The following is a 20,035-nucleotide window of genomic DNA, read 5'->3' on the forward strand; positions in this document are numbered from 1 at the left end:
CATGTCCCATTTTCTGCCAAGAAGCCCAGATGCTAAACGCAGAGTTCGCAGAGCGCAATGATTATTTCGCATAAACCGAATTTTCTTGTCAAGAGGTGGTTTTTTTGAATTTATGCGTCTCTGCGTAAGTTTCTGCGAAAAATCAGAACCCCATGGTTTGCAGAAACCCATTAAAACGCCAAGCGTGGGTACGCCATGTATAAGGTCGCAAAAAAAGGCAGCCCGAAAGCTGCCTTTTTTGTGAAGTGCCAAACCGGCACTGTGCCAGGATTACTCCGTGCGTTCGCCTGCAGCAGGTGCAGCTTGCTCAAACGGCAGCGTCATGTTGCCCAGATCGCGTTTGGTTTCGACCAGCACCAGCGGGCCTTCGGCCGATACCAGCACCGGCGGACCTGATGCTCAATCGAGCACGATGTTGTGTGACTTGATCACGGTCGCCCAGCGCGTGCGCTCACGTTCCACATAGGCGGTGGTTTCGGCCGGCTGCTGCGGCTGCAGGACCAGCAGGCCCTGGGTTTCGAAGTTGCGGCGAAACTGCGGATCGGCCAGTACTTTGGACACGGCGGCCTGCAGCTTGGCTGCATCGGCTTCGGCAATGCCTTTGGGCGCGGCAATCCCGAACCAGGTGACCACATGAAAATCGGGCGAACCGCTTTCCGCCACCGTGGGGGTGTCGGGCAACACCGCCAGACGCTGGCGTGTGGTGACGGCCAGTGCCTTGAGTTTGCCGGAACGGATATGCGGCAGCGAGGTGCTGACCACGTCGACCATCAGCTGAACGTCGCCGGCCAGCAGGGACGCCAGTGCGGGGGCACTGCCGTTGTAGGGCACGTGTGTGAGATCGATACCGAGTTCGATTTTTAACATCTCGCTCGCCAGTTGCAGCGGATTGCCCAGGCCGACCGACGCGTAGTTCAGGCGGCCGGCGTTGGCTTTGGCGTAAGCAGCAAAATCGCGTACGTTGCTGGCCGGCACCTGGGCATTGGTCACCACCACCAGCGGTGTTTCGGCGGCCACCGACAACACGCGTAAATCGCGCTGGGCGTCATAACTGATCTTGCGGTACAGCATGGGGTTGAGCACCATGCTGGCGCTGCTCGCCAGCAACAGCGTGTAGCCGTCAGCCGGGGCCCTGGCCACAGCGCTGGCGGCGATCATGGTATTGGCGCCCGGTTTGTTCTCCACCACGACAGCCTGACCGAGCTGGCGGCCCATGCCCTCGGCCAGCGCGCGGGCCAGCATGTCGGCCGAGCCGCCCGGTGTGTAGGGCACGACCAGCTTGAGGGGCTTGTCGGGAAAGGCGGCCATGGCCGACCCGCACAGGCAGGCAAGCAGGGCGGCGCGGAACAGTATTTTTTTCATGGTTTGTCTCCTGGATGACTTGATGACTTGATGCGTTGTTGTGGTTTGAATCGGTGAGGGGCTAGACGCGTCGGCTTTGTCCGGCCCAGTGCGCATCGCGCAATTTGCGCTTGGCGATCTTGCCGTTGTCGTCACGTGGCAGCGGTGCGAGTTCTATGGCACGCGGCACTTTGAAACCGCTGAGCTGCGACTTGAGCCAGTCGATCATGGCCTGCGGTTCCAGGGTTTCGCCGGGCGCGGCTTCCACCACGGCGTGCAGACGCTCGCCGTATTCGGCGTCGGGCACCCCAAATACCGCGCAATCGGCCACGCCGGGGTAACGCCCGAGTTCGTGCTCGATCTCGGCAGGGTAGATGTTCACGCCGCCGGAGATCACCATGTCCGAGGCGCGGTCGCAGACAAAGAGGTAGCCCTCGGCATCGAGGTAGCCGATATCCCCCAGGCAGATCAGGCCGTCGCGTTCGACGGCCTGGCGCGCCGCCGGGTTGCCGCGGTAGGTGAAGTCGGGGTAGGCCGGTTGCCGCACGTATATCAGGCCGGGGGTGAGCGGCGGGCAGGGCTGCCCGTCTTCGCCGAGGATACGAATGATGGCATCTTCAACCGACCGGCCGGCACTGCCGGGATGGGTCAGCGCCTGCTGGGAGTCGATCATGGTGATCATGCCGGCCTCGCTGGAGGCGTAGGTTTCATACACCACCGGGCCCAGCCATTCGATCATGGCGCGTTTCACGTCGGGCGCGCAGGGCGCGCCGGTGGAGCCGATAAAACGCAGCGAGGTCAGGTCGTACTGGCGCCGCACCGCCTCGGGCAGCCGCAGCAGGCGCACAAACATGATGGGCACGAGGTAAAGCACATCGATGCGGTGTCTGGCCACGGCGGCCAGCACGGCTTCGGGTTCAAAACGCGCCATCAGCACCAACAGCTCAGCATGCAGCAGGCCGTTTTGTATGAAGACACCGGGTGCGCTGTGGTACAGCGGCGCGGGCAGCAGGGCGCGGCAGCCGGGGTATATGCCAAAGGTGGCTTCGACCACACGCTGGATGCGGGCCTGCTGCTGCGCCAGGTTGGCCAGGGGGATGGGCAGGCGTACCACGCCCTTGGGTTTGCCTGTGGTGCCCGAGGTATAGGCCAGATGGCCGCGCGGGGCGACTTCGGGGCCGTCATAGGCCGGGCTTTGCGCCAGCCAGGTTTCATAGGCGATGGCGTCAGGGCGTCGGGTTTCGCCTAGGGCCAGCACGGTCAGGCCGTCCGGCAGCACACCGGCGTTTGTATCGAGCAGGTCGCCATGTGCGATCAGGGCGCGCGCGCCGCTGTCTTGCAGCAGAAAAGCCACCTCGGCCGGTGTGAAATGCCAGTTGATCGGGCAGTAATAAATGCCGGCGAGCCGGCAGGCATGCACGATGTCGACAAACTGCTCGCAGTTGCGCAGCAGCACAGCCACGGCATCGCCCTCGCGCAGGCCCAGTTGGCGCAGGCCGCCGGCGAGGCGGGTGGCGCGTTGCAGCAACTCATCGCCGGAGCGGTGCAGTGCGCCAAATTGCAGTGCCGCCACCATCACGCGACCTCGCGGGTTTTATCCTGCGCATCGCGCGCACGGATGCGTTCACGCGCGCTTTGCCAGTCCTGGTCGCTCCAGTCGAGGTACTGGGTGAAGTAAGCGCCGTTGGCCAGGCTGTCGCCGCCGTCGATGGCAATCGTCTGGCCGTTCATCCAGCTGTTGCCGGGCGCCAGCAGGAACACCGCGAGGTTGCTCAGGTCGTCGGGTGTGCCTATGCGTTGCATGGGATTTTGCCGGGCCAGCGTGTCTTGCTGGTCGTCTTGGGGACGCAGCCGTGCGGTGGCACCTTCGGTCGGGATCACGCCCGGGGCGATGGCGTTGCAGCGGATGCCGTAGCGGCCCCACTCGACGGCCAGCGACTTGGTCATGGCGTCTATGCCGGCCTTGGACATGGCCGAAGGCACGACAAACGGCGAGCCGGTCCACACCCAGGTCACGACGATGGACACGATGGCGCCCGGCATGCCACTGGCGATCCAGCGTTTGCCGACGGCTTGCGTGACGTAAAAGGTGCCACGAAAAACGATATCGGAGATGGCATGAAAGCCATTGACCGAGAGGTCTTCTGTGCGGCTGATGAAGTTGCCCGCCGCATTGTTGATCAGGCCGTCGAGACCGCCGTGTTCGTCCCAGATCGCCTGCACCATAACGTCGACCGCGGCCGGGTCGCGGATGTCCAGCGCATGGGTGTTCACCTGCACGCCATACTGTCGGCGCAACTCCTCGGCGGCTTCATTCAGCACCTCGGCGCGGCGTCCGCACAAGTGCAGGTCGGCGCCCAGCGAGGCCAGCCGCTGCGCCATGGCCAGCCCCAGGCCGGTACCGCCGCCGGTCACAAGATAACGTTTATGGGCCAGCAATTGATCGCTAAACATCTCGCTCTCCTTGAGGTGCTTGGTGGTGATGGTCCAGTATATTTGTCACTCGTTTATTTGCATATATCAAATGAATTGACAGCACTGTTGCAAAAGTAGTGACAATAAAAACCTATGGACTTCAACCTGCTGAAAAGTTTTCTGGAGATCTGCGATAGCGGCAGCCTGAGCGAAACCGCCAGGCGGCGCGGTGTCACGCGTTCGCAGGTCAGCCGCGAGCTCAAGACCCTGGAGACGCAACTGAACACCACCCTGATGCGGCGGACCACGCGCCGACTGGCCGTGACCGAGCAGGGTCAGACGCTTTACGAGCATGGGCTGCGCATCCTGGACGAGTGCAATTCGGCGCAAGCGGCCATCGATTCGCTGGGTCAGACGGTCAGTGGTCATGTGCGGCTCAGCATTCCGACCGGTCTGGGCAAGCTGTTTTTGCAGCCGCAGTTGCTGGGTTTTGTGCAGGCCCATCCCGGCATCACCTTGCGTGTGCTGTTTTCCAACCGTGTGTTTGACTTGCTGGATGCGGAGATCGATGTGGCGCTGCGTGTGACGTCGACCCCGCCGCTGGACCAGGTGGCCAAGGAGATTTGCAGCATCGATTGGGGCCTGTATGCGACACCGGCCTACCTGAACACCCAGCCTTTGTTGAATGGACCGGAAGACCTGGCCAGGTGCGCCATGGTCTGCCCGCCCTACCCGGGCCGTCGTTTCATGTTGCAGCTGCATTCAGAGGGCGTTTCCTCGTGCGTCGGCATTCTCCCGCGCGTGCAATCCGAGCATTTCCCGTTTCTGCTGGATGCGGTGAACGCCGGCACCGGCATAGGCCTGCTGCCCGGTTATGCGGTGCGTGAGGACGTCGCGGCCGGCCGGCTGGTGGCTGTATTGCCCGAATGGCGCCCGCAAGGGTTGGGGGACCGCTTGTTCATCCTGACCATGCCCAATCGGCACCCGTCGCAGGCAAGCCGTGTGCTGATTGACTTTCTTCGTGCCAGTTTGCAGCCGCTGTCCGCTGCGGCTACCCGGGGTTAGACAGGGGTGGACCGCAGTATTCGGTGACGGAAAAGAAAAAGGGCAGCTCGAGAGCTGCCCTTTTTGTTGGGTTAATCAGGGGCCGAATCGGCCCCTGTGTATTAAACCGTGCTGTCGCTGGTGGGGGCTGAGCCCTGCTCAAACGGCAGCTTCATGTTGCCCAGATCGCGTTTGGTTTCGACCAGGACCAGCGGGCTGGCGTCCAGCTGAGGCGCGGGTGGGCGAGCACGTGGAACGTGAATCGGCTTGGGCTCGGCAGCCATGGCGGCCTGAACTTCGGCAATTTTTCCAGCGTCCGAGTTCACCCATTGCAGGCCGGAAGCATTGGCCACCTGGGCCAGGTCTTGCAGCGGCAGGTCATAGGATTGAACCTTTGGCAAGGCACGGTCGGCTGGCGCAGCGGCGGCAGGTGCTGCAGCCGCAACAGGCGTCACGATGGCCGGTGCAGCCGCCACGGGTGCTGGCTGGGGTGCGACATACGGCGCTCGCACGGGTTCGGCATTTGCTACAAATTCAGTAGCTGCCGGCGCATGCTGTTCCTGGGCTACAGGTTGATTTGGCTGAAAATTTTCAGCGGCGACAGCGGGTGCAGCACCTTCGGCGCTGCCATCAGCGGGCAGGTCGCCACGCTCGGAACGTTCGCGGCGGTCACGGCCATAACGGTCGCGGCTGCGGCGTTCACGCGGCTGGCGGTCTTCGCCTTCAGCACGGTTCTGTGTATCGGCCGAGACGACCGGGTTGCCGGCTTCGTCCAGATTCGATGCGGCTTGGGGCGCGTCGAAGTTGTCGGACGCGTTGCCGGTGACCGGGGCGTTGCCTTCGTCACGGCGCTCGTTGCGTCGGTTGCCACGGTCACCACGTTCGCGGCGGCCCTGGCCTTCAGCACGGGCTTCGTTGCGGCCGCCTGGCTGGCGTTCGCCGTCACGGCCGGCGTCTGCGGCCGGACGTTCCTGGCGTTGCGGTGTATCGCCGGCCATGGCGGCAGCCATGGCCGCCTGGTTGGCCAGGGCGAGGTCTTGCTGCTCGGCATCACGTGCCGGTGCGGCGGCGCGCTCGCCGCGTTCACCGCCACGCTCACCACGGCCTCGGCGATTGCGTTCGCCACGGCCTTCGGTGCCAGCTTGGCCTTCAGGGCGTTCGGCGCGCTCAGGACGCTCTGTGCGTTCTGGACGGGCTTCGTTGTTGCGGGCTTCCGCGGCAGGACGTTCCTGACGCGCAGCTTCGCCGCGGCCTTCCGCGTTCGGACGCTCGTTGCGGCCTTCGGCATGACGCTCGCGGCGCTCACCGCCACGGCCTTCACCCCGTTCGCCGCGGCCTTCGCCGGCACGTGCTTCGCGTGGCTGCTGTTCCGGACGGCCTTCGCCGCCACGTGCTTCGCCACCACGGCCTTCGGCGCCGCGTCCACCGCGTCCGCCGCGACGGCCATCACGGCCACCACGTTCACCGCCGCGCTCGCTGCGTTCACCACGCTCACCGCGTTCGTCACGACGGCCTTCGCTACGTTCGTCTTTTTTGACTTCTTTGGCCGGAGCTGGAGCAGGTGCTGCTTCGTCGCCGACAAAAAAGCTCTTGATCTTGGCGAAGAAACCTTTTTCCGCCGGTGCTGCAGGCTGCTGCGCACGGGGTTTGGCGGCGGCGGGTGCGGCTGCCACGGGTGCCGGCTTGGGCACAGCGGCAGGGGCGGGTGCATCGGGCAAGACGCCCTTGATCACCGGTTCCTGCTTGTTGTGCTTTTCCTGGCTGCGACGTGTGACGGTGGTCGGATCTTCGATCTCTACCGCCATCTTGTAGCTGGCGTCGATGTTGTCCAGGCGCGGGTCGTCGTGTTTCAGGCGTTCCAGGCGGTAGTTCGGCGTTTCCAGCGTCTTGTTGGGCACCAGCAGCACGTTGATGCGCTGTTTCATTTCGATCTTGGCGATTTCCGAACGTTTTTCGTTCAGCAGGAAAGACGCCACATCGACCGGGACCTGGCACAGCACCGAGGCTGTGCTGTCTTTCATGGACTCTTCCTGGATGATGCGCAGGATTTGCAGTGCCGAGCTTTCGGTGTCGCGGATGTGGCCGGAACCACCGCAACGCGGGCAAGGAATCGAAGCACCTTCCGACAGGGCAGGGCGCAGGCGCTGACGGCTCATTTCCATCAGGCCGAATTTGCTGATGGTGCCGAACTGCACACGGGCGCGGTCTTGCCGCAGCGCGTCGCGCAAACGGTTTTCCACGTCGCGGCGATTGCGCGACTCTTCCATGTCGATAAAGTCGATGACGATCAGGCCGCCCAGATCGCGCAAACGCATCTGGCGCGCCACCTCATCGGCGGCTTCCAGATTCGTGCGGGTGGCGGTTTCTTCGATGTCGCCGCCCTTGATGGCGCGGGCCGAGTTGACGTCGACCGAGACCAAAGCTTCGGTGTGGTCGATGACGATGGCGCCGCCGGAGGGCAGTTGCACGGTGCGAGCGTAAGCCGATTCGATCTGGTGCTCGATCTGGAAACGCGAGAACAGCGGGGCGTCGTCGCGGTAACGTTTGACGCGGTGCTCGTGTTCGGGCATCACGTGGGCCATGAACTGGCGCGCTTGTTCGTAGACGTCGTCGGTGTCGAACAGGATGTCGCCGATGTCGCTGTTGAAATAGTCGCGAATCGCGCGGATGACCAGGCTGGATTCCTGATAAATCAGGAAAGCGCCTTTGCCTTCTTTGCCGGCACCGTCAATCGCGGTCCAGAGCTTGATCAGGTAGTTCAGGTCCCACTGCAACTCGGCAGCGCTGCGGCCAATGCCGGCGGTGCGCGCAATGATGCTGGCGCCGGCCGGGTATTCCAGCTGGTCCATGTTTTCCTTGAGCTCGGCCCGGTCTTCGCCCTCGATACGGCGGCTCACGCCACCGCCGCGCGGGTTGTTAGGCATCAGCACCACGTAACGGCCGGCCAGCGACACAAAGGTCGTCAGGGCCGCGCCCTTGTTGCCGCGTTCTTCTTTTTCGACTTGGACCAGGATTTCCTGGCCTTCGCGGATCACGTCCTGGATGCGCGCCTGGCTGACCGGCACGCCCTGGGCGAAATATTGTTTGGAGATTTCCTTGAACGGCAAAAAGCCGTGGCGGTCTTCACCGTAGTCGACAAAACAGGCTTCGAGCGAGGGCTCGACACGTGTCACGACGGCTTTGTAGATGTTGCCCTTGCGCTGTTCGCGCCCTTCAATTTCAATTTCGTAGTCGAGGAGTTTTTGTCCGTCGACAATGGCCAGGCGGCGTTCTTCGGCCTGGGTGGCATTGACCAGCATGCGTTTCATGGGGATCCCTTCGTTCTTCTCTGTCTCAAATCATCACTGCCCGAAAAATGGGCAAACGACGCCGGAGCAGACGTTGTGCGAACGTGGGGAATTGCCGGAGAGCCTTTGACGGCGCTATAGCGACTGGTGTGAACCGGTCAGCTGCGCAGTCTGGGCGTAGGCGCGTGGATGGAGCGGATCAGGGTCTGATAGATATTTGCTACAAAATTCGTAGCTGCTTGTGCCCGAAGGACAAGGGCTGGCGGCTGATTAATGCCTGAAAGCGGGGCTAAAAAGCGCCGCAGGCATAAATTCATCAGTACGACCAGTGTTGTCATCAGCAGGCTATCCATTCAAAGACCAGATCTCGCTTGGATCCGTGTCCAGCCCGCGGGGCTGAACACATCGTATTCCGTAGTTGTATTCGCAAAACGTCGACTCGTCTGCACAGCATTTTCTCGCCGCGGGGTGCCTGGCACCGTGCGCTTGCGGGCATTTGCTGCCAGTGGCGTCGACCTTCCAGCAAGGCTGTTGGTAGCACGTTGATTGGTGTGTGGACTAAACTCCCAGACAAATCAACCACTTACAGCTTGTCGCTAGTGAAACACATTATAGGCGCAGGTTCAGGCAAAACAAGGCGCCCGGGTAAACCCCCGGCCGCGTCCAGACTCGCCCGGCCGACTTTTTCTCCGCTCCCCTCAAACCCCTCTCCCATGCCTGAAAAAGTAGCAGAATCCGCCGTGGCCAAAGCCGTGCCGCAAGCCACCTTGGTGACCGTGGACGCGGACTTTGCCGGCCAGCGGCTGGACAACTTCCTGATCCGCCAACTCAAGGGCGTGCCCAAAACCCATGTCTACCGCATCATTCGCAGCGGCGAAGTGCGTATCAACAAGGGCCGGGTCTCGGCCGACACCCGCGTGGCGGCCGGCGATGTGGTACGCCTGCCGCCGGTGCGCACCTCCGAACGGGCCGACGAAAAAGCCAAGGCCATGGCCGTCGAGGTCGCCCGTCATGGGGCGGCGTCCACCGTCGGCGGTTATGCGCCCTCGCGCGAGTTCCCCATCCTGTTTGAAGACGACCACGTGTTGGCCATCGACAAACCGGCCGGTGTGGCCGTGCATGGCGGCAGCGGTGTGGCCTTTGGGGTGATCGAGCAACTGCGCATGGCGCGCCCGGACTGGAACTTCCTGGAGCTGGTACACCGGCTGGACCGGGAAACCAGCGGTATTTTGCTGGTCGCCAAAAAGCGGATGGCGCTGAAAAACCTGCAAGAGCAGTTTCGCGAGCGTGAAACTGACAAGATTTACCTGGCCCTGGTCAGCGGCGCCTGGCCGGCCAACAAAAAAGTGCTGGACAAGCCCTTGCAAAAATACCTGCTGGCCGACGGCGAACGCCGCGTCCAGGTGGTCGGCAAGGACCATCCAGACGGCATGCGTGCGGTGACCCTGGTCAAGGTCAAGGCCAGGCTGGCCCCGCCGGCCGGGATGCCGGGCCAGGTGTTCACCTTGCTTGAGGTCACCATCAAGACCGGTCGCACACACCAGATCCGTGTGCACCTGGCCAGCGAAGGCCATCCGATTGCCGGCGACGACAAATACGGCGACTTCGAACTCAACAAGGCCTTGCAAAAAGAAGTGGCCGGACCCGCGCTCAAACGCATGTTTCTGCATGCCTGGCGGTTAAAGTTCACCCATCCGTCCAGTAGCAAGCGTATTGAGCTGCTGGCCGCACTTCCGCCCGATCTCGAGAGTTTCACCGCCCATGCCATCCCCGTCCCAGCCCCTGAACTTTGACCTGATTGCCTTCGACTGGGACGGCACGCTGTTCGACTCGACCAAAATCATCGTGCGCTGCATCCAGGCCGCGGTGCGCGATGTAGGCGGCACCGTGCCTAGCGACGAGGCCGCCGCCTATGTGATCGGCCTGGGGCTGATGCAGGCCCTGGCCCACGCCGCGCCCGACGTACCGAAAGATAAATACCCCGAGCTAGGCGCGCGTTACCGCCACCATTACATCACCCACCAGCACGACATCAGCCTGTTCGACGGTGTGTTGCCGCTGCTGGCCGCGCTGAAAGGCCGTGGCCACAAGCTGGCGGTTGCGACCGGCAAAAGCCGCCTCGGGCTGGACGAAGCCCTGCAGGCGGTGGAACTCAAGGGGTGTTTCGACGGCTCGCGCACCGCCGATGAAACCGTCGGCAAGCCGCACCCGCGCATGTTGCACGAGCTGATGAACGAGTTTGGCGTGACGCCTGCCCGCACACTGATGATTGGCGACACCACCCACGATTTGCAAATGGCGCTGAATGCCGCTTGCCCCAGCGTGGGTGTGAGTTACGGCGCCCACGAAAGCGATGTTTTTGCTGTGCTCAGTCCGCGGTTTATTGCCCATTCCGTGCAGGAGTTATACGACTGGTTGATCCAGCACGCCTGAGATGGCAGACCCGGCAGATATATCGATTGCCTTGTGTCGGACCTCCGACCTGGCCGAAGGCGGCGAGGCCGTGCCTTTTGATGTCAGTTACGCGGGTCAGACCTGCCGGGCCTTTGCCATCCGTTTTGAAGGCCAGCCACACGCTTACCTGAACCGCTGCACCCATGTGGCGATGGAGCTGGACTGGCAGCCGAACCGGGTGTTTGACGACAGTGGGCAGTGGTTGTTGTGCGCTAGCCACGGTGCCGTCTACCGGCCCGATACCGGACAATGCAGCGGTGGCCCTTGCCACGGCGGGCTGGTCAAGATCGGCCTTTCGGAACGCGACGGACTTATTTTCTGGCATACATCCTACAAACTTAAAGCCATGGAGTTCTAAACTACCGTATGAATGATTCAAACCGCACCGATCCGTCCGACGACGAGAACTACAAGCCAAATCGGCCTCCAGCCCTTGATCAGACTGCCCAAGCAGCTCCTGAAAACGTAGCAAGTCGCGACACCAAGGCGCTGACCCCGGGCTGGGAGCGTGTCACGCTGGAGAAGCTGGCCTTTGCCGCCTTGAACGAGCAAAAAGCCACACGCCGCTGGAAGACCTTTGTGCGCCTGTCCTGGCTGGCGTTTTTTGTGTTTCTGCTCTGGTTTGGTTTGCACCGCAGCACGGCCACCACCAGCGTCAGCGGCCCCCACACCGCGGTGGTCGAGATCAAGGGTGAAATCGCGGCGGGCGCCGATGCCAGCGCCGAGTTTGTCAACGCCGCCTTGCGTGCCGCCTTTGAGGATGAAGGCTCCAAAGCCGTGGTGTTGCTGATCAATTCCCCTGGCGGCAGTCCAGTGCAGGCCGGCATGATGAGCGACGAAATCGTTCGCCTCAAGGCCAAATACAAAAAGCCGGTGTATGCCGTGGTGGAAGAAACCTGCGCCTCGGCGGCGTATTACATCGCCGCCTCGGCCGACAACATTTACGTCGACAAGGCCAGCATCGTTGGCAGCATCGGCGTGTTGATGGACGGCTTTGGTTTCACCGGCCTGATGGACAAAGTCGGTGTGGAGCGCCGCCTGCTGACCGCCGGCGAAAACAAGGGTTTTCTGGACCCCTTCAGCCCGCAAACCGAGAAGCAGCGTGCGTATGCGCAAACCATGCTGGACCAGATTCACCAGCAGTTCATCACCGTGGTCAAGGCCGGCCGGGGCAAACGCCTGAAGGAAACGCCTGAAATGTTCAGCGGCCTGTTCTGGACCGGCCAGCAGTCCATCGAATTGGGCCTGGCCGATCACCTCGGTTCGCTGGAATACGTGGCCCGCGAGGTCATCAAGACCGAAGAAATCATCGACTACACACGCCGCGAAAACGTGGCCGAACGCTTGGCCAAGAAGTTTGGCGCGGCCATCGGCGACGGCGCGATGCATACGCTGAAAGCGATTCCTGCGATTCGTTAAACACCGCTGGTTCAGCCAAAAAAGCCCGCAGCATGCGGGCTTTTTTACGGGCGAGCAGAAGGCGAAGGGTGCTCAGCGGCCTATGCAGAACACCGTGGGCAAATCCAGCGGCGCGGCAGCTTTGTCGCGCTTCCAGCCGCTGACCAGTGCGCTGCGCGACCAACCGTTGGACATGGTCAGGCCGCCACTCAGGGCCAGGCGGGTGTTTTGTTGCAGGGTTTGCAGCAGCGCCTGCAACAGGGCGGTGTTGCGATAAGGCGTTTCAATAAAAATCTGGGTCTGGCCGGTTTTCAGGGCCAGCGACTCCAGCTCCCGGATACGCTGGCTGCGCTCGCCGCCGTCTTGCGGCAGGTAACCGACAAACGCAAAGTTCTGGCCGTTCAGGCCGCTGGCGGCCAGGGCCAGCATCAAGGACATGGGGCCAACCAGCGGCAACACCTGCAGGCCCAGGTCATGCGCCGCACGCACGACCGATGAGCCCGGATCGGCGATGGCTGGCATGCCGGCTTCGCTGACCAGGCCCATGTCGTGGCCTTCGAGGGCGGCTTTGAGCAGCGGCCGCGCATCAAAATTGCCGCTGTGATCGCCTTTTTTATGCACTTCGCGCGGCAGCTCGGTGATCTGCTGCGCTTGCACCGGCAGCAGCAGGGGCTGCACCTCGCCCACGCGTTTGAGGTAGGCGCGTGTGCTTTTTGCGTTTTCGCAAATCCAGTGGGATAAGGTGGCCGCCACTTGCAGTGTGCCCAGCGGCATCACGTCCTGAATCGGCGCCTGCACGGCGCAACCGAAGTCCAGGGGGGCGGGCACCAGGTAGAGCTTGCCTTTGGGTGTGGCGGTCATGACGTGGCTTTCTGGGTCGATAACAGCGGGATGCCGGCGGCCTGGATCATGCGGCAGGTGCGTATCAGGGGCAGGCCGACCAGGGCGGTCGGGTCGTCGTTGTGGATCGAGGCCAGCAGGGCAATGCCCAGGCCTTCACTTTTGGCGCTGCCAGCGCAGTCATAGGGTTGCTCGGCCTGCAGGTAGTTTTCGATTTCCTCGTCGCTGAGCGCGCGAAACTGCACTTTCACCGCCGCCAGGTCGGTCTGCTCGAAACCGCTTTGCAGGCAGACCACGGCCACCGCGGTCTGGAAGATGACGGTCTGGCCGCGCATCTGGCGCAGCTGGGCCACCGCCCGTTCGTGGGTGCCGGGTTTGCCCAGTGGCTGGCCGTTCAAGTCGGCGACCTGGTCGGAGCCTATGACCACGGCGTTCGGGAAGTTGGCGGCCACTGCGCGGGCCTTGGCCAGCGCCAGGCGTTGGGCCAGTTGGGCCGGGGCTTCGCCGGCTTGCGGGGTTTCGTCCACATCGGGCGCGGCGACCTCGAAAGGAATGTTCAGGCGTTGCAGTAATTCGCGGCGATACCGCGAGGTCGAGCCCAGAATCAGGGCGCGGGAAGGCATGTCGGAGAGGCCGGTGCGGGCATCCGTGGGAAGGGCAGGGTTCATGCTGCGATTCTCTTACACTGCTTGTCATGTCGAAAAATCTTAATGCCCAGCGGCTCAATATGCAGGCTTTTGCCCAAGAAGGCCTGCCGCTTATCGAAATCACGCCGCTACAAAATATGGAGCGCCTGGCGCACGAATTACATGGTCTGCAGCCCGATTTGGCCATCAACTGGCAAGCTGTCGCCGAGTTGCGGCCGCAGCCCGGCGCGGAAGATGTGGTCTGGCTGCATCTGCAAGCCAAGGCTGTTCTGCCGCTGACTTGCCAGCGCTGCATGGGCGCCGTGCCCACCACTGTTGAGGTGGATCAGTGGTACCGCTTTGTTGCCGATGAAAACATCGCCATGGCCGAGGACGACCAGTCCGAAGAAGACCTGCTGGTGATGGCGCCGCAGTTCGATGTGCTGGAGGTGCTGGAAGACGAATTGCTGATGGCGCTGCCCCTGGTGCCCATGCATGAGGCCTGCCCCGAGAGCCCGGTGTTCAGTGCCGGCGAGGCCGAACTGGCCGAGCAGGAAGATGCCAAACCCCATCCATTTGCCGCACTGGCAAAACTCAAAAAATAGACGTGATACGCGGGGTTTTCAGGGGTATTTCGGGTGTCGCCAGGAGCCCGGTATTCGGGCCGCGAAAGCCGCCTCTGGAAAACCTGGCGGTATCGCGCTATAATCAAAGGCTTGGCGCTGCAACCCCGTGATGGGTGAGTGGCGTAATTTACCAACCCTACACCCCCTCAGGAGCGGATTATGGCCGTCCAGCAGAACAAAAAATCACCTTCCAAGCGTGGCATGCACCGCGCCCACAACGCGTTGACCGTTCCAGGCATCGCTGTCGAGTCCACCACGGGTGAGACGCATCTGCGTCACCACATCAGCCCCACCGGTTTTTACCGTGGCCGTAAAGTGCTGAAAACAAAATCTGAAGCGTAATCCCACGCTTTAACGACTGGCCCGCACTCATACTGCGGGCCTTTGTTTTGTTGAAATCATTATTTTTGACTGCACGGGTCCTGCCATGATCAGGATAGCTGTCGACGCCATGGGGGGGGATTTTGGTCCGTCCGTCACCGTGGTTGCAAGCCTGGCTTTTCTGGATAAGCATCCCGAGGCCGCGATTGTGCTGGTCGGTCAGCCCGACATGCTGGCCGCGCAGCCGCAGTTCTCCCGCATTCAGTCCCATCCACGCTGCCAGATATTGGCCGCGACGGAGGTGGTGACCATGGACGACCCGATCGAGGTCGCCCTGCGGCGCAAAAAAGACTCGTCCATGCGTGTCGCCATCACCCAGGTGAAAGACGGCGTCGCCCAGGCGGCGGTTTCGGCCGGAAACACCGGTGCGTTGATGGCGATTGCCCGTTACGTGCTCAAGACGCTGGACGGCATTGATCGGCCGGCGATTGCCACCCAATTGCCCAATGCGGCCGGTGGCGCGACCACGGTGCTGGATCTGGGTGCCAATATTGATTGCACCGAAGACCACTTGTTTCAGTTTGCCGTGATGGGCTCCGCCCTGGTTTCAGCCATTGAGAACAAGTCCAACCCCAGTGTCGGCCTGCTCAATATTGGCGAAGAAGCTATCAAAGGAAGTGAAGTCATTAAAAAAGCCGGTGAATTGCTTCGATCTGCTTCCAAAAGTGGGGATTTGAATTTTCACGGCAATGTGGAAGGCAATGATATTTTCAAAGGCGTGGTGGACATTGTTGTCTGCGACGGTTTTGTCGGTAATGTCGCGCTGAAAGCCAGCGAAGGCCTGGCCAGCATGATTGGCGGGTTTATCAAGGCTGAGTTTTCGCGAAATATTTTTACGAAAATTTCAGCCATCATTGCTTATCCGGTGTTATCTGCGTTTAAAAATCGCTTGGACCACAGACGTTACAACGGTGCAGCCTTGTTGGGCCTGCGCGGCCTGGTGTTCAAGAGCCATGGTTCAGCGGATGCGTTTGCTTTCGAGCGGGCTTTGAATCGGGCTTATGATGCAGCTCGCAACAACTTGCTGGACAGGGTGAAAGAACGTATTGCACATGCTGCGCCCTTGCTGGCCAGGGCCGCGTCGGTGCCGACGGAAACCGCAGCCGCAGCGGTGCTTGCTGACCCTACCCCCGCACACTAATTCATCCATGAGCCCATATTCACGCATCACAGGCACTGGCAGCTATTTGCCGCCGCGCCGCTTGAGCAACGCCGAACTGGCTGCCGAACTGGCCGCCAAGGGTGTTGAAACGTCCGACGAGTGGATTGTCGAACGTACCGGTATTCGTGCACGCCATTTCGCTGCGCCGGATGTCTGCAGCAGCGACCTGGGTCTCGAAGCCGCCAAAAACGCCTTGCAGGCCGCCGGCCTGGAGGCCAAAGACATTGACCTGATCATTGTCGCCACCTCGACGCCCGACATGGTGTTTCCGTCGGCCGCCTGTATTTTGCAAAACAAGCTCGGCATCGCCGGCTGCCCGGCTTTCGACGTGCAGGCAGTTTGCAGCGGCTTTGTGTATGCGCTGACCGTCGCCGACGCCATGATCAAGACCGGTTCGGCCACCAAGGCGCTGGTGATCGGTGCGGAAGTGTTTTCACGCATTCTCGATTTTTCGGACCGCACCACCTGTGTGTTGTTTGGCGACGGCGCTGGCGCCGTGGTGCTGGAAGCATCGGACACGCCGGGCATTCTGGCGACCGACTTGCACGCTGACGGCAAATATGTCGGCATTTTGTGTGTGCCGGGCACGGTGGCCGGCGGCCAGGTGATTGGTGATCCGCTGCTGAAGATGGACGGACAAGCTGTGTTCAAGCTGGCCGTCGGTGTGCTGGAAGAGGCGGCACGCGCTACGCTGGCCAAGGCCGGCTTGCAGGACAGCGACATCGACTGGCTGATTCCGCACCAGGCCAACATCCGCATCATGCACAGCACGGCGAAAAAGCTGAAGATGCCGCTGGACAAGCTGATCGTCACGGTGGACCAGCATGGCAACACCTCGGCCGCCTCGATTCCACTGGCGCTCGATGTGGCCGTGCGCAGCGGCAAGATCAAGAAGGGTGACACGCTGATGCTGGAAGGTGTTGGCGGCGGTTTCACCTGGGGCGCGGTACTCTTAAATCTATAGCTGTCCACGCCCATTCTGTATGGGCTAGAGGCTGTTTTGATTCATAACTTCATGAAATCTTTTGCTTTTGTTTTTCCTGGGCAAGGTTCCCAGTCGGTTGGCATGCTGGACGCATGGGGTGAACACCCCGTGGTGCGCGAGACCTTGCGCGAAGCATCGGATGCGCTGGGCGAAGACCTGGCCCAACTGATCAAGGACGGCCCGAAAGAAGCGCTGGGCCTGACCACGAATACCCAGCCGGTGATGCTGGTGGCCGGTGTGGCGGCTTACCGCGCCTGGCTGGCCGACACCGGCGCCGTGCCGGCGGTGGTGGCCGGGCACTCTTTGGGTGAATATTCCGCGCTGGTCGCATCTGGCGTCCTGAGTCTGGCGCAGGCGGCGCCGCTGGTGCGTTTTCGCGCGCAAGCCATGCAGGATGCCGTGCCGGTGGGTGTGGGTGCCATGGCCGCCATTCTGGGCATGGAAGCCTCCCGCGTGATCGAAGGTTGTGCCGAAGCACTTCGCACCTTTGGCGCTAACACCCTGGAAGTGGTGGAAGCCGTCAATTTCAACGATCCAATGCAGACGGTGATTGCCGGCAGCAAGGCTGCCGTTGAAAAAGCCTGTGAAGTCCTCAAGGCCAATGGTGCCAAACGTGCCTTGTCGCTGCCGGTGTCGGCCCCGTTTCACTCCAGCCTGATGAAACCCGCCGCCGACAAGCTGAAGGAAAAGCTCGCCAGCCTGAGTTTTGCCGCGCCTACCATCCCGGTGATCAACAACATCGACGTGGCGGTCGAGACCGATGCCGAAAAAATTCGCGCCGCCTTGTACCGGCAGGCTTTTGGCCCGGTGCGCTGGGTCGAATGTGTGTTGGCCATCAAGGCGCGCGGCTTGACGACGATTGTCGAATGTGGCCCCGGCAAGGTGCTGGCCGGCATGGTGAAACGTATTGATGCGGAACTGACAGGTGCAGCCCTGTTTGATCCCGATAGCCTGGCGCAAGCCAAGGAGTTGCTGGCATGAGCGAAATCAAGTTTGAAGGACAGGTGGCCCTGGTCACCGGAGCCTCCCGTGGCATAGGCGCTGCGATTGCGCTGGAGCTGGCGCACAAGGGCCTGAAAGTCATAGGCACGGCGACCACCGACGAGGGCGCGGCCAAAATCAGCCAGGCGCTGGCGGCTTTTCCGGGTTGTGTCGGTAAAAACCTCAATGTGAACGATGCGGCCGCAGCCGAAGCGCTGATCGACGAGATCGTCAAGACCCACGGCGGCCTGCAAGTGTTGGTCAACAACGCCGGCATCACACGCGACACGCTGGCCATGCGCCTGAAAGACGAAGACTGGGATGCGGTGCTGGACACCAACCTCAAAGCCGTGTTTCGCATGAGCCGCGCCGTGATGCGCACCATGATGAAGCAGCGTTATGGCCGCATCATCAGCATCACCTCGGTGGTGGGCGCTTCCGGCAATGCCGGCCAGGCCAATTACGCCGCAGCCAAAGCCGGTGTGGCTGGCATGACGCGGGCGCTGGCCCGTGAACTGGGCAGCCGCAACATCACGGTCAACTGCGTGGCGCCGGGTTTTATTGAAACCGACATGACCGCCAATTTGCCGGAAGAGCAGCAAAAAGCCCTGTTGGGGCAGATTCCGCTGGGCCACCTGGGCAAGCCGCAAGACATCGCCCACGCCGTGGCGTTTGTCGCCAGCCCGCTGGCCGCCTACATCACCGGCCAGGAGCTGCACGTCAACGGCGGCATGTATATGTAATCATCCGGCGACTGCCAGCCTTGCTTCGCCAGCGCCATGAAAAATGGCGCGGCGAAGGCATGCTGCAGGCGCTGGAAACAAGCCGGGTTTTATCCGTCCGGCTGGCGGGTTAGGGAAAGAAACCTAACAACGCTAAAATCACGGATTAATTCACAACCCTTAGAGGGAACTATGAGCGATATCGAAGCACGTGTTAAGAAAATCATTGCCGAACAACTTGGCGTGGAAGAAGGCCAAGTCACCAACGAAAAAGCCTTTGTGGCCGATCTGGGCGCTGACTCGCTTGACACCGTAGAACTGGTGATGGCTCTGGAAGACGAATTTGGCATTGAAATCCCCGATGAGGATGCCGAAAAGATCACCACGGTCCAGAACGCGATCGACTACGCGAACACCCACCAAAAAGCCTAAAGACTTCGGTCTTTTTTCATCCAGCTTGAAAGGCCATGTCCGGCCTTTCGGGAATTTCTTCAGGATTTGCGCATGAGCCGTCGTCGCGTCGTTGTGACAGGTCTGGGCTGTATCAGTCCCGTGGGTAACACGGTGTCTGAGAGCTGGGCCAATTTGCTGGCGGGTCAGTCGGGTATTGATCTGATCACGCAATTTGATGCAAGCAGTTATGCCTGCAAGTTTGCCGGTGAGGTCAAAGGTTTTAACATCGCGGATTACATCCCCGAAAAAGAAGCCCGGCACATGGACCGCTTCATTCACCTGGGGCTGGCTGCAGCCTGCCAGGCCGTGGCCGACAGTGGCTTGCCTACCGGCGATGCACTCGGCGACGAGATGGCCACACGGATAGGTTGCAACATCGGTTCGGGCATTGGCGGTTTGCCGATGATTGAGCAGACGCACGCCGAACTGACGAACCGCGGCCCACGTCGCATTTCGCCTTTCTTTGTGCCGGCGTCCATCATCAACATGATCTCCGGCCATGTATCCATCAAGTTCGGGTTCAAGGGGCCCAACATTGCCGTTGCGACGGCGTGCACCACCGGCCTGCATGCCATTGGCCTGTCGGCGCGCATGATTGAATACGGCGATTGCGACGTCATGGTGGCCGGCGGGGCCGAAGCGACAGTGTCGCCTCTGGGTGTGGGTGGCTTCACGGCCGCCCGTGCCATGTCGACCCGCAATGAAGACCCCAAAACCGCATCACGCCCTTGGGACAAGGACCGTGACGGTTTTGTGCTGGGCGAGGGTGGCGGTGTTCTGGTGCTGGAAGAATACGAACATGCCAAGGCGCGCGGCGCAAAGATCTACGCTGAAGTTGTCGGTTTCGGCATGAGCGGCGACGCTTTCCACATGACCACGCCCGACGTGGAGGGGCCGCGCCGTTCCATGACCATGGCGTTGAAAAACGCAGGCGTCAATGTCGGCGATGTCCAGTACCTCAATGCGCATGGCACGTCCACGCCGCTGGGTGACCTGAACGAAACGAATGCCATCAAGGCCGCTTTCGGAGACCATTCGAAAAACCTGGTGGTGAGTTCCACCAAGTCCATGACCGGGCATTTGCTGGGTGGCGCGGGTGGCATAGAGTCGGTGTTTACCGTGTTGTCGCTGCATCATCAAAAGATTCCGCCCACGATCAACATCTTCAACCAGGATCCGGCCTGCGACCTCGACTACTGTGCGAACACGGCGCGTGACGCCAAAATCGATGTTGCGGTCAAAAACAACTTCGGCTTTGGCGGCACCAACGGTTCGCTGGTTTTCAAGCGGGTTTGATACCTTTTCCTCTCACAGCTTCAG

Annotated in this window: 20 protein-coding genes; 13 read left to right on the plus strand and 7 right to left on the minus strand. The window is 61.4% G+C overall.

The window, feature by feature from the left end:
- Nucleotides 1–399 precede the first annotated feature (399 nt).
- The 3 genes from R6254_RS14205 to R6254_RS14215 form a co-directional block, all read right to left on the minus strand.
- Nucleotides 400–1,362, minus strand: a complete 963-nt coding sequence (locus R6254_RS14205; protein WP_318407720.1) for a Bug family tripartite tricarboxylate transporter substrate binding protein — start codon at nt 1,360–1,362, stop codon at nt 400–402.
- A 61-nt stretch (nt 1,363–1,423) separates the two neighbouring features.
- Nucleotides 1,424–2,917 carry an AMP-binding protein gene (locus R6254_RS14210; protein ID WP_318407721.1) on the minus strand — a complete coding sequence of 498 codons (1,494 nt, stop codon included), beginning with the start codon at nt 2,915–2,917 and terminating at the stop codon, nt 1,424–1,426.
- On the minus strand, nt 2,917–3,795 hold the full coding sequence (locus R6254_RS14215; protein WP_318407723.1) for an SDR family oxidoreductase: 879 nt from the start codon (nt 3,793–3,795) through the stop codon (nt 2,917–2,919). The genes R6254_RS14210 and R6254_RS14215 overlap by 1 nt, the downstream gene beginning before the upstream one ends.
- A 114-nt stretch (nt 3,796–3,909) precedes the next feature.
- Here R6254_RS14215 and R6254_RS14220 point away from each other — a divergent pair, with 114 nt between their 5' ends.
- Nucleotides 3,910–4,821, plus strand: coding sequence for a LysR family transcriptional regulator (locus R6254_RS14220; RefSeq protein WP_318407725.1), 912 nt, complete (start codon nt 3,910–3,912; stop codon nt 4,819–4,821).
- Nucleotides 4,822–4,922: 101 nt separating this feature from the next.
- Here R6254_RS14220 and R6254_RS14225 read toward each other — a convergent pair whose 3' ends face one another.
- Together R6254_RS14225 and R6254_RS14230 are read right to left on the minus strand one after the other, a co-directional pair.
- Nucleotides 4,923–8,108 carry an Rne/Rng family ribonuclease gene (locus tag R6254_RS14225; protein WP_318407726.1) on the minus strand — a complete coding sequence of 1,062 codons (3,186 nt, stop codon included), beginning with the start codon at nt 8,106–8,108 and terminating at the stop codon, nt 4,923–4,925.
- 137 nt (nt 8,109–8,245) lie between these two features.
- Nucleotides 8,246–8,440 (minus strand): hypothetical protein, encoded by a 195-nt coding sequence (locus R6254_RS14230; RefSeq protein ID WP_318407727.1) that lies wholly within the window; start codon nt 8,438–8,440, stop codon nt 8,246–8,248.
- 246 nt (nt 8,441–8,686) lie between these two features.
- Here R6254_RS14230 and R6254_RS14235 point away from each other — a divergent pair, with 246 nt between their 5' ends.
- Genes R6254_RS14235 through R6254_RS14250 form a run of 4 tightly spaced genes read left to right on the plus strand, consistent with a single transcriptional unit; the run spans nt 8,687 to nt 11,960 of the window.
- The gene (locus R6254_RS14235; RefSeq protein WP_412103176.1) at nt 8,687–9,880 is read left to right on the plus strand and encodes an RluA family pseudouridine synthase; all 1,194 of its coding nucleotides are present in this window, start codon (nt 8,687–8,689) and stop codon (nt 9,878–9,880) included.
- Complete coding sequence (locus tag R6254_RS14240; protein WP_318407731.1) at nt 9,849–10,520, plus strand: HAD family hydrolase; 672 nt, start codon at nt 9,849–9,851, stop codon at nt 10,518–10,520. The genes R6254_RS14235 and R6254_RS14240 overlap by 32 nt, the downstream gene beginning before the upstream one ends.
- Before the next feature lies 1 nt (nt 10,521).
- On the plus strand, nt 10,522–10,899 hold the full coding sequence (locus tag R6254_RS14245) for a Rieske (2Fe-2S) protein (protein WP_318407733.1): 378 nt from the start codon (nt 10,522–10,524) through the stop codon (nt 10,897–10,899).
- An 8-nt stretch (nt 10,900–10,907) separates the two neighbouring features.
- On the plus strand, nt 10,908–11,960 hold the full coding sequence (locus tag R6254_RS14250) for a S49 family peptidase (protein ID WP_318407735.1): 1,053 nt from the start codon (nt 10,908–10,910) through the stop codon (nt 11,958–11,960).
- Nucleotides 11,961–12,032: 72 nt separating this feature from the next.
- On the opposite strand, the gene R6254_RS14255 is transcribed toward R6254_RS14250, so the two are convergent.
- Nucleotides 12,033–12,800 carry an SAM-dependent methyltransferase gene (locus R6254_RS14255; RefSeq protein ID WP_318407736.1) on the minus strand — a complete coding sequence of 256 codons (768 nt, stop codon included), beginning with the start codon at nt 12,798–12,800 and terminating at the stop codon, nt 12,033–12,035.
- Nucleotides 12,797–13,402, minus strand: coding sequence for a Maf family nucleotide pyrophosphatase (locus R6254_RS14260; RefSeq protein ID WP_412103179.1), 606 nt, complete (start codon nt 13,400–13,402; stop codon nt 12,797–12,799). Before R6254_RS14260 ends, R6254_RS14255 begins: the two co-directional genes overlap by 4 nt.
- Before the next feature lie 71 nt (nt 13,403–13,473).
- Between R6254_RS14260 and R6254_RS14265 the strand changes: the two genes are divergently transcribed.
- From R6254_RS14265 to fabF, 8 genes are all read left to right on the plus strand, one after another.
- Nucleotides 13,474–14,010 (plus strand): YceD family protein, encoded by a 537-nt coding sequence (locus R6254_RS14265; RefSeq protein WP_318407738.1) that lies wholly within the window; start codon nt 13,474–13,476, stop codon nt 14,008–14,010.
- A 180-nt stretch (nt 14,011–14,190) separates the two neighbouring features.
- A complete protein-coding gene (gene rpmF / locus R6254_RS14270; RefSeq protein WP_096669354.1) occupies nt 14,191–14,373 on the plus strand; it encodes a 50S ribosomal protein L32 in 183 nt (60 codons plus the stop codon).
- Nucleotides 14,374–14,458: 85 nt separating this feature from the next.
- The gene (plsX, locus tag R6254_RS14275; protein WP_318407742.1) at nt 14,459–15,553 is read left to right on the plus strand and encodes a phosphate acyltransferase PlsX; all 1,095 of its coding nucleotides are present in this window, start codon (nt 14,459–14,461) and stop codon (nt 15,551–15,553) included.
- 7 nt (nt 15,554–15,560) lie between these two features.
- Nucleotides 15,561–16,538 carry a beta-ketoacyl-ACP synthase III gene (locus tag R6254_RS14280; protein ID WP_318407743.1) on the plus strand — a complete coding sequence of 326 codons (978 nt, stop codon included), beginning with the start codon at nt 15,561–15,563 and terminating at the stop codon, nt 16,536–16,538.
- 51 nt (nt 16,539–16,589) lie between these two features.
- Entirely contained in the window at nt 16,590–17,540 is a 951-nt protein-coding gene (gene fabD, locus R6254_RS14285) for an ACP S-malonyltransferase (protein ID WP_318407744.1), read from the plus strand.
- Entirely contained in the window at nt 17,537–18,283 is a 747-nt protein-coding gene (fabG, locus tag R6254_RS14290) for a 3-oxoacyl-ACP reductase FabG (RefSeq protein WP_318407746.1), read from the plus strand. The genes fabD and fabG overlap by 4 nt, the downstream gene beginning before the upstream one ends.
- A 171-nt stretch (nt 18,284–18,454) precedes the next feature.
- The gene (gene acpP / locus R6254_RS14295; protein ID WP_007873885.1) at nt 18,455–18,694 is read left to right on the plus strand and encodes an acyl carrier protein; all 240 of its coding nucleotides are present in this window, start codon (nt 18,455–18,457) and stop codon (nt 18,692–18,694) included.
- Between the two features lie 72 nt (nt 18,695–18,766).
- Nucleotides 18,767–20,011 (plus strand): beta-ketoacyl-ACP synthase II, encoded by a 1,245-nt coding sequence (fabF, locus tag R6254_RS14300; protein WP_318407753.1) that lies wholly within the window; start codon nt 18,767–18,769, stop codon nt 20,009–20,011.
- Nucleotides 20,012–20,035 lie beyond the last annotated feature (24 nt).

The organism is Polaromonas potterensis, from assembly GCF_033446725.1.
Classification (GTDB): domain Bacteria; phylum Pseudomonadota; class Gammaproteobacteria; order Burkholderiales; family Burkholderiaceae_C; genus Polaromonas.

Coding starts and splice junctions, on each gene's coding strand:
- R6254_RS14205 (WP_318407720.1), bottom strand. CDS start 1,362: ATGAAAAAAATACTGTTCCGCGCCGCCCTGCTTGCCTGCCTGTGCGGG.
- R6254_RS14210 (WP_318407721.1), bottom strand. CDS start 2,917: ATGGTGGCGGCACTGCAATTTGGCGCACTGCACCGCTCCGGCGATGAG.
- R6254_RS14215 (WP_318407723.1), bottom strand. CDS start 3,795: ATGTTTAGCGATCAATTGCTGGCCCATAAACGTTATCTTGTGACCGGC.
- R6254_RS14220 (WP_318407725.1), top strand. CDS start 3,910: ATGGACTTCAACCTGCTGAAAAGTTTTCTGGAGATCTGCGATAGCGGC.
- R6254_RS14225 (WP_318407726.1), bottom strand. CDS start 8,108: ATGAAACGCATGCTGGTCAATGCCACCCAGGCCGAAGAACGCCGCCTG.
- R6254_RS14230 (WP_318407727.1), bottom strand. CDS start 8,440: ATGGATAGCCTGCTGATGACAACACTGGTCGTACTGATGAATTTATGC.
- R6254_RS14240 (WP_318407731.1), top strand. CDS start 9,849: ATGCCATCCCCGTCCCAGCCCCTGAACTTTGACCTGATTGCCTTCGAC.
- R6254_RS14245 (WP_318407733.1), top strand. CDS start 10,522: ATGGCAGACCCGGCAGATATATCGATTGCCTTGTGTCGGACCTCCGAC.
- R6254_RS14250 (WP_318407735.1), top strand. CDS start 10,908: ATGAATGATTCAAACCGCACCGATCCGTCCGACGACGAGAACTACAAG.
- R6254_RS14255 (WP_318407736.1), bottom strand. CDS start 12,800: ATGACCGCCACACCCAAAGGCAAGCTCTACCTGGTGCCCGCCCCCCTG.
- R6254_RS14260 (WP_412103179.1), bottom strand. CDS start 13,402: ATGCCTTCCCGCGCCCTGATTCTGGGCTCGACCTCGCGGTATCGCCGC.
- R6254_RS14265 (WP_318407738.1), top strand. CDS start 13,474: ATGTCGAAAAATCTTAATGCCCAGCGGCTCAATATGCAGGCTTTTGCC.
- rpmF (WP_096669354.1), top strand. CDS start 14,191: ATGGCCGTCCAGCAGAACAAAAAATCACCTTCCAAGCGTGGCATGCAC.
- plsX (WP_318407742.1), top strand. CDS start 14,459: ATGATCAGGATAGCTGTCGACGCCATGGGGGGGGATTTTGGTCCGTCC.
- R6254_RS14280 (WP_318407743.1), top strand. CDS start 15,561: ATGAGCCCATATTCACGCATCACAGGCACTGGCAGCTATTTGCCGCCG.
- fabD (WP_318407744.1), top strand. CDS start 16,590: ATGAAATCTTTTGCTTTTGTTTTTCCTGGGCAAGGTTCCCAGTCGGTT.
- fabG (WP_318407746.1), top strand. CDS start 17,537: ATGAGCGAAATCAAGTTTGAAGGACAGGTGGCCCTGGTCACCGGAGCC.
- acpP (WP_007873885.1), top strand. CDS start 18,455: ATGAGCGATATCGAAGCACGTGTTAAGAAAATCATTGCCGAACAACTT.
- fabF (WP_318407753.1), top strand. CDS start 18,767: ATGAGCCGTCGTCGCGTCGTTGTGACAGGTCTGGGCTGTATCAGTCCC.